Origin of the sequence: Pseudoxanthomonas sp. Soil82, from assembly GCF_040446535.1 — a bacterium.
In the GTDB taxonomy this organism is placed as follows: domain Bacteria; phylum Pseudomonadota; class Gammaproteobacteria; order Xanthomonadales; family Xanthomonadaceae; genus Pseudoxanthomonas; species Pseudoxanthomonas kaohsiungensis.
Map to the genome: position 1 here is coordinate 72876 of NZ_JBEAAK010000002.1, position 13646 is coordinate 86521.

Sequence of the window (13646 nt, forward strand, 5' to 3'; positions counted from 1 at the left end):
GCAAGGAGCCTTGTGTGGTGGGTTGGAAAAAACCGCCGTGGACATCCACGACGGCGCCTTTGGCGCTTGCGCGCCTTCTGCTGCGTGCGATCTTGCAGGTCGGCCGGTCAGTCGGCGCGAGCAGGCACCAGGGCCAGCACGCGATCGACGACCTCGTCGATGGACAGGCCGGTGGTGTCGAGGAGGACGGCGTCGTCGGCCGGCTTCAACGGTGCCACCGCGCGCTGCGCATCGCGGGCGTCGCGGGACAGGATCTCCCGCAGCAGACCGTCAAATGTAACCGAAACCCCTTTTTCCTTCAACTGGTTATGGCGCCTGCGGGCGCGCTCTTCGGCACTCGCGGTCAGGAACACCTTGGTCGTGGCGTCCGGGAAGATGACCGTGCCCATGTCCCGGCCGTCGGCGACCAGGCCCGGCTCGCGGCGGAACGCCCGCTGCCGCTCCTTGAGCGCGGCCCGGACCTCCGGGATCGCCGCGATGGCCGAGGCCAGGGTGCCGGTAGTCTCGAGCCGGAGCTCGTCTGTGGCATCGGTTCCGTTGACAATGACCCTCAAACTCCCGCCATCATCCTGGAAACGGATGTCGGTATCGAAAGTGCAGCGGACCAGCGCGGCCGGATCCGACAGGTCCAGGTCGGCCCAGCTGGCCGCCACCCCCACCGCCCGGTAGAGCGCACCCGAGTCCAGGTAATGCCACCCCAGGCGACCGGCGACGAGCCGGCTCACCGTACCCTTGCCCGCACCGGAGGGGCCATCGATGGTCAGGACCGGGACGGGGGGCATGGCGGCTCCGCAGGCTGCAGGGGGCCGGATTGTAGCCCGCACCCGGCCCGGCTCCGCGCGGCGGACGCAAACGCTTGAACCGGCACGGGAAACCCGGCTAGAATGGCGGGCTTGTTTGCACGCCCGGGCCAGAGCGGCCCTGGCTTCCCATCCGTCGTCCTCCGAGGTGTGTCATGAAAGTCCTGTCCTCCCTGAAGTCGGCGAAGGCCCGTCACCGCGACTGCAAGGTGGTCCGCCGCCGCGGAAAGGTCTTCGTGATCTGCAAGTCCAACCCGCGCTTCAAGGCCCGCCAGCGCTGAAGCCGGCAGGCGCCCGGCCACGGCCGGTAGCGCGGATCGACGCGAAGGCCGCAGCGATGCGGCCTTCTGCGTTTCGGGCACCCCTGCGGCCGCCGGATGTTGACGCCGAGCCCACCTTGGCCCGTGCGCTTCTGCTTACAATCGGCGCGACGCCGGGGATCCAGGCGCGCAATCCACGCCGCCACCGGCGGCCATCCAACGGGGAGAGCACCGCGATGAAGCACCGCCCGAACACCCTGATCCTGCTGGCCCTGCTCGCCCTGTGCGGCGGCGCCCAGGCCGACACGCTGCTGGTCGAACGCGCCCAGCAGAAGCCGGCCGTGGCCCAGCCCGCGCGCGGCCTGAGCATGGGCGAAGTCGAAGCCCGCTTCGGCACGCCGCAGGAAAAGCTCGATCCACGCGGCGGCCAGAAGCGCCAGTGGCCGACGATCAACCGCTGGGTCTATCCCGACTTCATCGTGTAATTCGAGAAGAACAAGGTGATCGACGTGGTGGCCCACCAGGCCAGCCCCGGCGAAGTCGGCCCGAAGCCACCGATCAGGTAACGCCCTTCGCGGCAGTTGCCAGATGGCGTGTGGCGGGAGGCGTTTCGCCATCCGGCCCCTGCCGGAAGCGACTGCCCGCAGCCCGCGCCGCAAAGCCCGGGCCCCGAACCGGCGCGGTCCCCGCGCAAGTCCGCACTCTCCGTGCGGTGTTTTCGATTCCAGCAAGCCCGTGCCTCCAGCGCGGGCGTCGAGTAGCCCCAGGAAATGACCGATACGCTGCGCTTTCCCGCCGAATGGGAGCCCCAGGAGGCGATCCTGGTCGCCTGGCCCCACGCGGGCACCGACTGGGCCGAGCGCCTGGCCGAAGTGGAGGAAACCTACATCGCCCTGGTCCAGGCGGTCACCCGCTACCAGCCGGCCTGGATCTGCGTGGCCGACGACGACCTGCAGACCTATGCCGAGGCACGCCTGCGCTCGGCCCGGGTGGACATGACGAAAGTCCGGTTCGTGCCGTTCGACTACGACGACACCTGGCTGCGCGACTCGGGCCCGATCACCCTGCGCGAGGGCGACGGCTTCCGCGTGCTCGATTTCCGCTTCACCGCCTGGGGCGGCAAGTTCGAGGCCGGACGCGACGACCGTCTGGTCGAGGCGCTCGACCAGCAAGGGTTGTTCGGCGGCGCGCCGCGCCAGCGCATCGATTTCGCCCTGGAGGGCGGCGGCATCGAGACCGACGGCGACGGCACCCTGCTGACCACCTGGCACTGCCTGCATGAGCGGCACCCGCAGGCGAGTCGCGAGGATCTGGACGCCCGGCTGCGCCAGTGGCTGGCCCAGGACCGCGTGCTCTGGCTCGACCACGGCTACCTGGAAGGCGACGACACCGACGCCCACATCGACACGCTGGCGCGCTTCGCGCCCGGCGATGCGATCGTGTTCCAGGCCTGCGACGACCCCGCCGACAGTCATCACGCCGAACTCCAGGCGATGGCCGCCGACATCGCCGCGCTGCGCACCGCCGATGGCCGTCCCTACCGCCTGTTCCCGCTGCCGTGGGCGCGGCCGATCGTCGACAACGGCCGTCGCCTGGCCGCGTCCTATGCGAACTACCTGATCATCAATGGCGCGGTGCTGATCCCCGCCTACGGCGATCGCGCCGACGATGCCGCGGCCGCGGTGCTCGCCCTGGCCTACCCGGGCCGGGACATCGTCCAGGTCCCATGCCGTCCGCTGATCTGGCAGAACGGCAGCCTGCACTGCATCACCATGCAGCTGCCCGCCGGGCTGGGGCGCTGAGTCGCCGGCGTTCCCGATACGCGCCGCGCCTTCGTTCGTCCACGCTGCCTTCAGGCCCGGTGCGCGGCGCCGGGTTACCATCCACGTTTCCGCTTATGCACTGCACGCCCATGACCCGCAAGACCCTCACCGTCGCGCTGATCCAGGAGCGCAACCACGGCGATGCGCAGGCCAATCTTGCCGCGATCGAATCGCGCGTGGCCGAGGCCGCCGCGCAGGGCGCACGACTGGTCCTGCTGCAGGAGCTGCACAACGGGGCCTACTTCTGCCAGCACGAATCGGTCGCAGAGTTCGACCTGGCCGAGCCGATTCCCGGTCCGAGCACGGAGCGCCTGGGCGCGCTGGCGAAGAAGCACGGCGTGGTGATCGTCGGCTCCCTGTTCGAGCGCCGCGCCGCAGGGCTCTACCACAACACCGCCGTGGTGCTGGAGAAGGACGGCACCCTGCTGGGCAAGTACCGCAAGATGCACATCCCCGACGACCCGGGCTTCTACGAGAAGTTCTACTTCACCCCGGGCGACCTCGGCTTCTCCCCCGTCGACACATCGGTCGGGCGGCTGGGCGTGCTGGTGTGCTGGGACCAGTGGTACCCGGAAGCGGCGCGGCTGATGGCGCTGGCCGGCGCCGAACTGCTGCTCTACCCCACCGCCATCGGCTGGGACCCGGACGACGCGCAGGACGAGAAGGACCGCCAGCGCGACGCCTGGGTGCTCAGCCATCGCGGCCATGCCGTGGCCAACGGACTGCCGGTGCTGTCCTGCAACCGGGTCGGCCACGAGGCTTCGCCGCTCGGCGCTTCCGGCATCCAGTTCTGGGGCAACAGCCACGTGCTCGGCCCGCAGGGCGAGTTCGTCGCCGAAGCCGGTGCCGAACCGACCGTGCTGGTGTGCGACGTGGACCTGCAGCGCAGCGAGCACGTGCGCCGGATCTGGCCGTTCCTGCGCGACCGGCGGATCGACGCTTACGGCGACCTGCTCAAGCGTTACATCGACTGAGGCGCGCGCGTGCCCGCCCTGCTCCGCGACGCCACCGCGGCCGACGTGGCCGCGATCACCGCGATCTACGCCATCGAGGTGCGCGCGCACGTCAACACCTACGAGTACGACGTCCCTGACGAGGCGGAAATGGCGCGGCGCATGGACGCCATCGTCGGCGCCGGCTACCCGTACATCGTCGCGCAGGAGCCGGACGGCACGATCGCCGGCTACGCCTACGCCAGCAGCTACCGCGCGCGCCTGGGCTACCGCATGACCGTGGAGAACTCGGTCTACGTGGCCGCCGGGCGCCAGGGCCAGGGCATCGGCGCGGCCCTGCTCGGGCGCCTGATAGCGATGTGCGAGGAGCGCGGCTTCCGGCAGATGATCGCGGTCATCGGCGAGCCCACCAACACCGCCTCCATCCGCCTGCACGAGAAGTTCGGCTTCCAGCTCGTCGGCATCTTCCGCGGCATCGCCTGGAAGCATGGCCGCTGGCTGGATACCGTGCAGATGCAGCGTCCGCTGGGCGCAGGCAACAACGAGCCCCCACATGAACGCTGATCCGACGACTTCGCAAGACACCGTCCCGCCCGCGGTCGATCCGCTGCACGGCCAGCCGCACCAGATCGTCGAGCGCGACGGCGTGCGCTACACCCTGCTCGGTACCGCGCATATTTCCCAGGCCAGCATCGACGCGGTGCGGGCCGCCATCGACAGCGGCGCCTACGACACCGTGGCCGTGGAGCTGGACGCCGGCCGCCTGCAGTCGCTCTCCGACCCCGATGCGCTGGCGCGGATGGACATCGTCAAGGTGCTGCGCGACGGCAAGACCCACCTGTTCGCCGCGAACCTGGCCCTGGCGGCGTACCAGCGGCGGTTGGCCGAGCAGCTGGGCGTGGAGCCGGGCGCCGAACTCAAGGCGGCCGTGAGCGAGGCGCGCGCTCGCGACCTGCCGGTGCACCTGATCGACCGCGAGGTCGGGCTGACCTTCCGCCGCGCCATGCAGCAGCTGGGCTGGTGGGGGCGGGCCAAGACCGGTGCCGGGATCCTGCTGGCGATGGTCGGCGACGAGGAGATCGGCGAGGACGACATCGAGAAGCTCAAGGGCGGCGATGTGCTCGAATCGAGCTTCGGCGAGTTCGCCGCGCACAGCCCGGCGCTGTACGAAAGCGTGATCGCCGAGCGCGACCGCTACATGGCCGCCAACCTGCGCGACGCCGGACAGGGAGCCCGCCACGTGCTGGCGGTGGTCGGCGCCGGCCACCTGCCCGGCCTGGCGCGGCACCTGCGCGAGGACGGCACGCCGCCGCAGGCGGTACGCAGCGAACTCGAGGCGGTGCAGGAACGCAAGCGCTTTCCCTGGTTCACCCTGGCGCTGTCGGTATTCGTGGTCGGCGGCTTCGCCTGGGGGTTCTGGCAGGGCGGACTGGACGTCGGATCGGACCTGGTGGTGCAGTGGGTGCTGGCCACTGGCCTGCTCGGCGCGCTGGGCTGCGCGATCGCCGGCGGACATCCGCTCAGCATCCTGGCCGCTTTCATCGCCTCCCCGCTCACGCCGCTGCATCCGGCGCTGGCCTCGGGCACGATCAGCGCCCTGGTCGAAGCGACGCTGCGCAAGCCTACCTATGCCGATTTCATGGCACTGCGCGACGACGTGCAGACCGTGAAAGGCTGGTGGCGCAACGGCGTGGCCCGCGTGTTGCTCAACTTCTTCCTGACCAGCCTCGGCACCGCCATCGGCGTGTGGACCGGCGGCCTGCGCATGCTGGGCCGGCTGGTCGGCTGAGCCTGACGGGGCGGTTCAGCAGAGCGGGATGTCGCCGCCCCGCGCCATCCCCACGCCCAGATTCGCCTGGCGCGCGCCGCGTGGCAGACCCATGGCGGGTCGAGCCCCGCTCGCGGCGGGCTTGCGGATTCCCACCGGCGGACCTGAGCCTTACGGCTATCGCCGCGCGCGCGTCGGCGGGCAGGAGCCCGCCACGCACGTACCCGGCCACGACGGGCCGGGCTGGCCTCATTCCACGTGCATCGCCGCCACCGAGGCGGCGCTTGGCCCCGCCGCCTCGACGCCGCGCGCGCGGCGCACCAGCCGCTTAACCCCGCTGCTCAAGTCGTCGAGGATCGCGTAGATGGTGGGCAGGAACAGCAGGCTGACCACGGTGGAGAACGCAAGGCCACCGGCGATCGCCCGCGCCATCGGCGCATAGGCCGGGCCGTCGCCGGCCATCTTGGTCTCCGCCAGCGCGATCGGGATCATCGCCAGGATCGCGGTGCCCATGGTCATCAGGATCGGGCGCAGGCGCTCGCGGCTGCCCTCGACCAGCGCATCGGTGCGCGACATGCCGCGCCGGCGCAGGTTGTTGATGTGCTCGACCATGACGATGCCGTTGTTCACCACCACGCCCATCAGCACGAGGATGCCGATGAAGGACATGATCCCGAACGTCGTGCCGGTCAGCGCGAACAGCCAGAACACGCCGAACACCGAGAACAGCACGCCACTCATGATCGCCGCCGGGAACAGCAGCGACTCGAACACCGCCGCCATCACGATGTAGATCATGACCAGTGCGATCAGCAGGTTGAACATCATCTGCGCGCTGGCCTCGTCCTCCTCCTGGAACGCGCCGCCATCGAAGGAATAGCTATAGCCGACCGGGAAGACCATGCCCTTCAGGGTGTCCTCCATCGCCTTGCGCGCCTCCGGCACGGTGACCTTGTCGGCCAGGTTGGCCTGGACCGACAGCGTCGTCTGGCGGTTGGTGCGCTGGATCTGGGTCGCCGACGGCGTGACCTCCACGTCCACCAGGCTCAGCAGCGGCACCGTGCGCCCGTCCGGGGAACGGACCATGAAGCCCTCGAGGTCCTCGGTGCCATAGTCCTCGGCACCGGCGAAGCGGACCCATACCGGCACCTCGGTCTCGCCGCGGCGGAACTCGCGCAGCGGCGCGCCGCGCAGGGCCAGGCCGACGAAGCTGGCCACCTGCTCTGCGCTGAACCCGAACGCCGCCGCCCGGTCGCGGTCGACCCGGACGTTGAGCTCGCTGTTCTGGTCGCCGATGTCCACGCGCACGTCGCGCAGCTCCGGGCGCCGCGACAGGATCGGCACCAGCTCGGCGGCGATCTCGCCCAGGGTCTGGGTGGAATCGCCCACCAGCTGGAAGGACACGTTCTGGCCGGGCTGCCCACCGCCGCCCTGCCCGCCCTGGTTGCCGATGCCGATGTTGGCGCGCGCCGACTTCGGCAGTTCCTTGCGCAGCGTCTCGACCAGGGTCTTGGTCTCGCCTGGCTTGTCGGTGTCGAACTTGACCATCGTGCCGCCCCAGCCCTGCTCGCTGAAGAACGAGTAGATCTGGGTGATGCGGTACTTGGCGCGGTTGGCCTCGAGGAACTGCTCGATCCGCAGCACCTCGCTGGACATCTGCTCCTTGGTGTACGAGCCCTTCCACTGGTAGTAGACCTGGGCCTCGCCGCCCTCGTCGCCGCCGAACATGTCGAACTTGGTGAACTTGATCGGCACCAGGCTGACCAGCACGACCAGCAGGATGCCAAGCACGCTCCAGCCACGGTGGTCCAGGGTCCAGCGCAGCAGGCCGGCGTAGCGGCGCTGCATCCGCGGGATGAAGCCGTTGGTGTCGTGCACCAGCGGCGGGGTCTTCAACCGCGCCGACAGCATCGGGATCAGGCTGACCGCCACCAGCCACGAGGCCAGCAGCGAGACCGAGATCGTGATCGCGATCTGGCCCAGGTAGATGCTCAGGAAGTTGCGCTCGCCGAACAGGTTGGGCACGAACACGATGCAGTGGCACAGGGTGCCGGCGGACAAGGCGATGGCGACGTGGCGGGTGCCGACGATCGAGGCGGCGACCGGGTTGTCGGGGAACTTCTCCCGCTCCTGGTAGATGCTCTCCACCACCACCACGGCGTTGTCGACCAGCATGCCGATGGCCAGCAGCAGCCCCATCATGGTCAGGATGTTGAGGGTGACGCCGGCGAAGTACATGAAGCCCAGCGTCATCACGAAGCAGATCGGGATGGCCAGGGTGACCATCGCCACCGACGGCCAGTGGCGCAGGAAGAACCACAGCACCACGATCGACAGCACCAGGCCGATCAGGCCGGCCTCGGCCAGCTCCAGCAGCGAGGAGGTGACGTTGTCGCCCTGGTTGTCGATGATCTTGATCTGCACGTCGCGCAGCGAGGGCTGCGCGCGGATCGCCTCCACCTCCGCCAGTGCGCGGCGCGAGACCTCCACCAGGTTGGCGTTGCGCTCCTTGAAGATGTCCAGGCCCACCGCCGGCTTGCCGTCCAGGCGCCGGCCGTAGTCCATGCGCGCCGGCTTGAGGCGGACGTCGGCGATGTCGCCCAGGCGCACGTTGTTGGGTCCGACCACCAGGTCCCGCAGCTGCTGCAGGTCGGTCAGCTCGCCGACGGGCTGCACCCGCAGGCGTTGCGGGCCGTCGCTGATGACGCCGGCGGAAATCGAGAAGTTGACCGCCTGCAGGCGGGTGGTCAGGTCGTTGAGGCTCAGGTCGTGCGCGGTCAGCCGGTCCTGGTTGATCGCGATCTCGACCTCGTTGGGCGGCGCGCCCGACACCTCGACCCGGGCCACGCCGGGGATCCGCTCGATCCGGCGCTTGAACTCGCGCTCGATCATGTCGTACGCGCCGGTCAGGTCGGTCGCGCTGGCCAGGCGCACGCGCAGAACGGGTTCGTCGGTCGTGGAGAACTTGAAGACGAAGTAACGCTGCATGTCGTCGGGCAGGTCGTCGCGGATCGCGTCGAGCCGCTCGCGCGCCTCCGACGCGGCGATCGCCACGTCGCGGTCCCAGTCGGAGAACTGGATGAAGATGCGTGCGCCCTCGGCGTTGGCCTGGGACTCCATCCGCTTGATGCCCGGCATCGTCGACAGCGCTTCCTCGGCCGGCCGCAGGACCGTGCGCTCGACCTCTTCCGGCGTGGAGCCGGTGTACGGCAGCTGGACGAAGATGAACGGCGGCGACACCTCCGGGAACGCCTCGAGCGGCAGGCGGAAGGCCGCGATCAGGCCGATCACGAACAGCGACACGAAGAACATCACCGTGGTGACCGGGCGCCGGATGCTGAACTCCGCGACGCTCATGCGGGCGAGCCCTCGCCTTCGACCGCCGCCGTGCCGGCCAGCCGGCGCGCGCGGCGGCCGCGCTCCCGGTAGTACTCGTCGGCGCGGCGGTCGAGCAGGTCGTACACGACCGGGATCACCACCAGGGTCAGCAGCGTGGACACGATCAGGCCGCCGATCACGGTCACCGCCATCGGCGAGCGCACCTCCGCGCCCGGGCTGCCGAACAGCGGCGCGATCGCCAGCGGCAGGAAGCCGAAGACCGTGCACAGCGTGGTCATGGCGATCGGCCGCAGGCGCGAACGGGCGCCCTCGACCAGCGCGGTGCGCTTGTCCACGCCGGCCTCGCGCAGCTGGTTGACCTTGTCGATCAGGATGATCGCGTTCTTGGTCACCAGGCCGACCAGCAGGATCAGGCCGATGAACACCACCACCGACACCGGGGAGCCGGTGAGGAACAGCGCGCCCACCGCGCCGACCAGCGCCAGCGGGATGGTGAACAGGATCACGAACGGATGCAGCAGGGACTCGAACTGCGACGCCATCACCAGGTAGACAAGGAACACGGCCAGGCCGAACGCGAACAGCAGCGAGTTGAGCGATTCGGACAGTTCCTCGCCCTGGCCGCCGATGTGCATGCCCACGCCCGCGCCCAGCGGGTTCTCGGCCACCATGCGTTCGACCTCTTCCACCGCCGTGCCCAGGTCGATGTCGCGCAGGTTGGCCGAGACGATCGCCACGCGCACCTGGTCGGCGCGGTGGATCTCGCTCGGACCGGTGGTGGAGACCACGTCGGCCACCGCGGCCAGGGTTACCGGGCGGCTGCTCCCCGGGTTGACGATCAGGCGGCGGATGCTCTCCACCGACGTGCGATCGTCCTCCTGGGCGCGCACCAGCACGTCGATCTTGCGGTCGCGGAAGCTGTAGCGCGTAGCCACTTCGCCGCGCACCTTCTTGACCACCACGTCGGCGACCTGGCGCGTGGTCAGGCCCAGCGAGGCGGCGCGCTCCTGGTCGAAGCGGATCTGGATCTCGGGGAAGCCCTGCTCCACGGTCGAGGTCACGTCGGCGTAATGCGGGTTGGCGCGCAGCAGCGCCGCCAGCTTCTGGCCCGCGTGCTCGATGCCGGCCAGGTCCTGGCCACGCAGTTCCACCTCCAGCGGCGTGGACGAACTCAGCAGCTGCGGCCGGCTGAAGTCGACCTGCACCGCGGGCTGGTCCTTCAGCGTCGCGCGCAGCGCCTCGGTGGTGCGCGCCTCGACTTCGGCGTTGCCGCCGTTGGCCATGACCACGGTCAGCTTGCCGATGTTCTCGCCGCTTTCGGTCGGGTTGGCGTCCAGCCGGGTACCGCTGCCGCTGACGCCATACAGGCTCTGTACCCCCTCGGCGCCGGCGTGCTTCTGCTGCAGGCTCCGCACCAGCGCGTCGGTCTGCGCCAACGGCGTTCCCGGCGGGAGCTTGACCGTCATTTCGAAGCGGTCCTGGGCCAGCTGCGGGATCAGGTCCGCGCCCAGTTGCGGGACGACCAGCAGCGCGGCGACGAACACCGCCGCGGCCAGCCCGAGCACCCGGCCGGGGCGGTCCAGTGCCCGCGGTAGCAGTTTCATGTAGCCCGATTCAGCACGGTGGTACGGCGACATGGCCAGGTCACTGGCCTTGCGCATGACCGGGCCGACCACCGCCACCAGCCCGCGCCAGGCGCGGACCAGCAGCCAGGCCACGCCGAGGAAGGCGCCACGGATGCCGGCTCCGAGCCCGCGGCCGGTGGCTGCCATCGGCTTCTGCCAGCGCGACGCGGGGCGCCACTGCGGATGCGGGGCCTCCTCGGGGAACGCCAGCGGCGGCCGCCCCTTGAGCGAGCTGAGCATCGGGATCAGGGTCATCGACACGACCAGCGAGATGGCGATGGCGATCGCCACCGTCAGCGCCTGGTCGCGGAACAGCTGTCCGGCGATGCCCTGCACGAATACCAGCGGCAGGAATACCGCGATCGTGGTCAGGGTCGAGGCGACCACCGCCATGCTCACCTCGCGGGTACCGGCGATGGCCGCCTCCAGCACGCCCAGGCCGCGTTCGCGCGCCTTGGCGATGCTTTCCAGGACCACGATCGAGTCGTCCACCACCAGGCCGGTGGCCAGCGCCAGGCCGCCGAGCGACATCACGTTCAGGCTCAGGTCCAGCTGGTCCATGAAGAAGAACGTGGTGATGATCGAGACCGGCAGCGACAGGCTGATCACGAACGTGCTCCAGCCATCGCGCAGGAACAGGAAGATGATCAGGATCGCCAGCATGCCGCCGATCACCGCGTCCTTCTTGACGTCGGCGATGGCGTGCTCGATGAACAGCGACTGGTCGTCGATGATGGTCAGCTCGACGTCCGGCGGCACCTGCTTCTTCAGCTGCTCCAGGCGCGCCTTCAGCGCCTTGGCGGTGGCGACGGTATTGGCGTCGCCCTCCTTGTAGATGGCCAGTTCGACCGCTTCCTTGCCGGCCAGGCGGATAACCGCCTCGCGCTCCTTGAAGCCCTGGCGCACGTCGGCGACGTCCTTCAGCCGCACCGGCATGCCGCCGGCGACCGCGCTGCTGCCGCCGCCGGACGAGGCGCTCTGCACCGAAGCCGCCGCCGCCAGCACGCTGGCGTCGCCGGAGGCGGCGGCGATCGCCGCCATCTGCTGCGCCGCCGAGCTGGCCGCGTTGTCGCCGCCGCTCTGGGTGGTGACCAGCATCTCGCGGATCTCGTCGACCGAGGCGAACTGGTTGACCGTGCGCACCAGGTAGCGCTGCGAGCCTTCCTCCAGGCGGCCGCCGGAGATGTTGATGTTCTCCTGCTGCAGGCGCTGGATGACGGTGTCGATCGGCAGGTTCAGCTGCGCCAGCTTCTGCTGGTCGATGTCGACCTGGATCTCGTCCTCCAGGCCGCCGCCGACCTTGACCGCGGCCACGCCGGCGACCGGCTCGAGCTTCTTCTTCAGGTCCTCGTCGGCATAACGGCGCAGCTCGGTGAGCACGCGCACGCTTTCGCCTTCGCTGGTCGAATCGGCGTTGCCGGACAGCGCGACGCGCAGGATCGGCTCGGTCGACGGATTGAAGCGCAGCAGCACCGGCGCCTTGGCTTCCAGCGGCAGGAACTGCGCCAGCAGCTCCATCTTGTCGCGGACCTCCAGGCTGGCCTGGTCCATGTCCGTGCCCCAGGCGAACTCCAGCACCACGTCGCTCTGGCCGGTGCGCGAGACCGACTTGAGCTTGCGCAGGTTCTTGACCACGCCGACGGTCTCTTCGACCGGCTCGGTGATCAGGGTTTCGATCTCCAGCGGCGCCGCCCCGGTGTACTCGGTGCGCACGGTGAGGGTCGGATAGCTCAGGTCGGGCAGGAGGTTGACCTTGAGGCTGTTCAGCGAGATCAGGCCGAACAGCACCATGGTCACGGTGATCATCGCGATGGTCACGCGACGCCGGGTGGAGAACTCGACCAGCCCCCCGCCCAGCCTGCCATCCCCTGCCGCGTCGTGCGGCGCGTGGTCGGTAGCGCTCACTGCTTGCTACCGGCGGTCTTGGCGGCGTCGGCGTCGGCCACGGCCTTGGCCGGCGCCTCGGCGCCGATGACCTGCACCGCGCTGCCCTCGCGCAGGGCGACCTTGCCGGCGGTCACGACCTGGTCGCCGGGCTTGAGGCCCTCGCGAACTTCGATCCACTCACCGTCCACGTAGCCGACCTTGACCGGCACGCGCGCGGCCTTGCCTTCGCGGATCACGAACAGGGCCGGCTCGCCGTCGTCGAGCAGGGCCACGCGCGGCACCACCAGCGCCTTGGGGCGCTGGTCGTAGTCGATGCGGATGCGACCGAACATGCCCGGCTGCAGTGCGTCGCCGCCATTGAACGCGCTGATCACGCGGAACGTGCCGCTGCCGGCGTCCACCACCGGCGCGACCCGGTCGACCACGCCCTCGAAGGTGCGGCCCGGCAGCGCGTCGACCTGCATATGCACCGGCTGGCCGGCCTTCATCGTCGCCAGCTCGCGCTCGGGCACGTTGAGCGTGGCCTCCAGGCGGGAATCGTCGACGATGCGGAAGATCGGGGTGTTGATCTGGACGAAGTTGCCGGGCTTGATCGAACGCGAGGCGACCACGCCGGCGATCGGCGCGGTCACGGTGGTGTAGGAAAGCTCGAGTGTGGCCATGTTGTACTGGGCGCGCGCGTTCTCCAGGTCGTAGCGCATCTGGTCGACCTCGCCCGCGCTGATCAGCTGCTGGGCGACCAGCTGCTGCGCGCGGCGGTAGTTGTTCTCCAGCTTGCCCATCTGAGCCTGCGCCTGGGCCACGGCCAGCCGCGCCCGGTCGGGGTCGAGCCTGACCAGCGGCTGGCCCGCCTTGACCTGCTGCCCCTCCTGCACCAGCACCGCCAGGGCGACGCCGGAGGTCTTGGCCACGACCTGCGATTCGGCCAGCGGCTCGAGCGCGGCGGTGCCGGTGTAGCTGGCCGCGATCGGCCGATTGGCCGCCTTCACCACCTCCACTGGGATCGCCTCGACTTCCGGCTCCTTGGCCTGGGCCTCGCCCGGGCCACCCTCCCCCTTCTTGCAGGCGGTCAGCGTGGTGGCGAGGACGAAGGCAACCGCAGCAGCGCGCATTCCGTGGCGCCGGCGGGGGGTATGGCGAGTGGCCATGGCGATATCCATATGAGTCGGTGGCAGGGGGTGTGATCAGGTG

General features: G+C 69.8%; 9 protein-coding genes and 1 pseudogene. 6 read left to right on the forward strand and 4 right to left on the reverse strand.

What is annotated here, in order from left to right:
• Window positions 1–107 precede the first annotated feature (107 nt).
• Entirely contained in the window at window positions 108–782 is a 675-nt protein-coding gene (gene cmk / locus ABKA19_RS05785) for a (d)CMP kinase (RefSeq protein ID WP_353688106.1), read from the reverse strand.
• 173 nt (window positions 783–955) lie between these two features.
• Here cmk and ykgO point away from each other — a divergent pair, with 173 nt between their 5' ends.
• The 6 genes and pseudogenes from ykgO to ABKA19_RS05815 all read left to right on the forward strand — a co-directional run bounded on the left by ykgO (window position 956) and on the right by ABKA19_RS05815 (window position 5625).
• Entirely contained in the window at window positions 956–1081 is a 126-nt protein-coding gene (gene ykgO / locus ABKA19_RS05790; protein ID WP_010342887.1) for a type B 50S ribosomal protein L36, read from the forward strand.
• 215 nt (window positions 1082–1296) lie between these two features.
• A pseudogene (locus ABKA19_RS05795) lies at window positions 1297–1626 on the forward strand (hypothetical protein).
• A 204-nt stretch (window positions 1627–1830) separates the two neighbouring features.
• Entirely contained in the window at window positions 1831–2862 is a 1032-nt protein-coding gene (locus tag ABKA19_RS05800; RefSeq protein ID WP_353688107.1) for an agmatine deiminase family protein, read from the forward strand.
• Window positions 2863–2972: 110 nt separating this feature from the next.
• A complete protein-coding gene (locus ABKA19_RS05805) occupies window positions 2973–3857 on the forward strand; it encodes a carbon-nitrogen hydrolase (protein ID WP_353688108.1) in 885 nt (294 codons plus the stop codon).
• 9 nt (window positions 3858–3866) lie between these two features.
• Window positions 3867–4400 carry a GNAT family N-acetyltransferase gene (locus ABKA19_RS05810; protein WP_353688109.1) on the forward strand — a complete coding sequence of 178 codons (534 nt, stop codon included), beginning with the start codon at window positions 3867–3869 and terminating at the stop codon, window positions 4398–4400.
• Window positions 4390–5625 carry a TraB/GumN family protein gene (locus ABKA19_RS05815; RefSeq protein WP_353688110.1) on the forward strand — a complete coding sequence of 412 codons (1236 nt, stop codon included), beginning with the start codon at window positions 4390–4392 and terminating at the stop codon, window positions 5623–5625. The genes ABKA19_RS05810 and ABKA19_RS05815 overlap by 11 nt, the downstream gene beginning before the upstream one ends.
• A gap of 228 nt (window positions 5626–5853) precedes the next feature.
• Here ABKA19_RS05815 and ABKA19_RS05820 read toward each other — a convergent pair whose 3' ends face one another.
• Genes ABKA19_RS05820 through ABKA19_RS05830 form a run of 3 tightly spaced genes read right to left on the reverse strand, consistent with a single transcriptional unit; the run spans window position 5854 to window position 13603 of the window.
• Window positions 5854–8961, reverse strand: coding sequence for an efflux RND transporter permease subunit (locus ABKA19_RS05820; RefSeq protein WP_353688111.1), 3108 nt, complete (start codon window positions 8959–8961; stop codon window positions 5854–5856).
• Window positions 8958–12473, reverse strand: coding sequence for an efflux RND transporter permease subunit (locus ABKA19_RS05825; RefSeq protein ID WP_353688112.1), 3516 nt, complete (start codon window positions 12471–12473; stop codon window positions 8958–8960). Before ABKA19_RS05825 ends, ABKA19_RS05820 begins: the two co-directional genes overlap by 4 nt.
• Complete coding sequence (locus ABKA19_RS05830; RefSeq protein WP_502945722.1) at window positions 12470–13603, reverse strand: efflux RND transporter periplasmic adaptor subunit; 1134 nt, start codon at window positions 13601–13603, stop codon at window positions 12470–12472. The genes ABKA19_RS05825 and ABKA19_RS05830 overlap by 4 nt, the downstream gene beginning before the upstream one ends.
• Window positions 13604–13646: the final 43 nt, after the last annotated feature.

What these genes read in the sequence shown, in the direction of transcription:
- cmk (WP_353688106.1), bottom strand. Translation starts at nt 782, where the DNA reads ATGCCCCCCGTCCCGGTCCTGACCATCGATGGCCCCTCCGGTGCGGGC.
- ykgO (WP_010342887.1), top strand. Translation starts at nt 956, where the DNA reads ATGAAAGTCCTGTCCTCCCTGAAGTCGGCGAAGGCCCGTCACCGCGAC.
- ABKA19_RS05800 (WP_353688107.1), top strand. Translation starts at nt 1,831, where the DNA reads ATGACCGATACGCTGCGCTTTCCCGCCGAATGGGAGCCCCAGGAGGCG.
- ABKA19_RS05805 (WP_353688108.1), top strand. Translation starts at nt 2,973, where the DNA reads ATGACCCGCAAGACCCTCACCGTCGCGCTGATCCAGGAGCGCAACCAC.
- ABKA19_RS05815 (WP_353688110.1), top strand. Translation starts at nt 4,390, where the DNA reads ATGAACGCTGATCCGACGACTTCGCAAGACACCGTCCCGCCCGCGGTC.
- ABKA19_RS05820 (WP_353688111.1), bottom strand. Translation starts at nt 8,961, where the DNA reads ATGAGCGTCGCGGAGTTCAGCATCCGGCGCCCGGTCACCACGGTGATG.
- ABKA19_RS05830 (WP_502945722.1), bottom strand. Translation starts at nt 13,603, where the DNA reads ATGGCCACTCGCCATACCCCCCGCCGGCGCCACGGAATGCGCGCTGCT.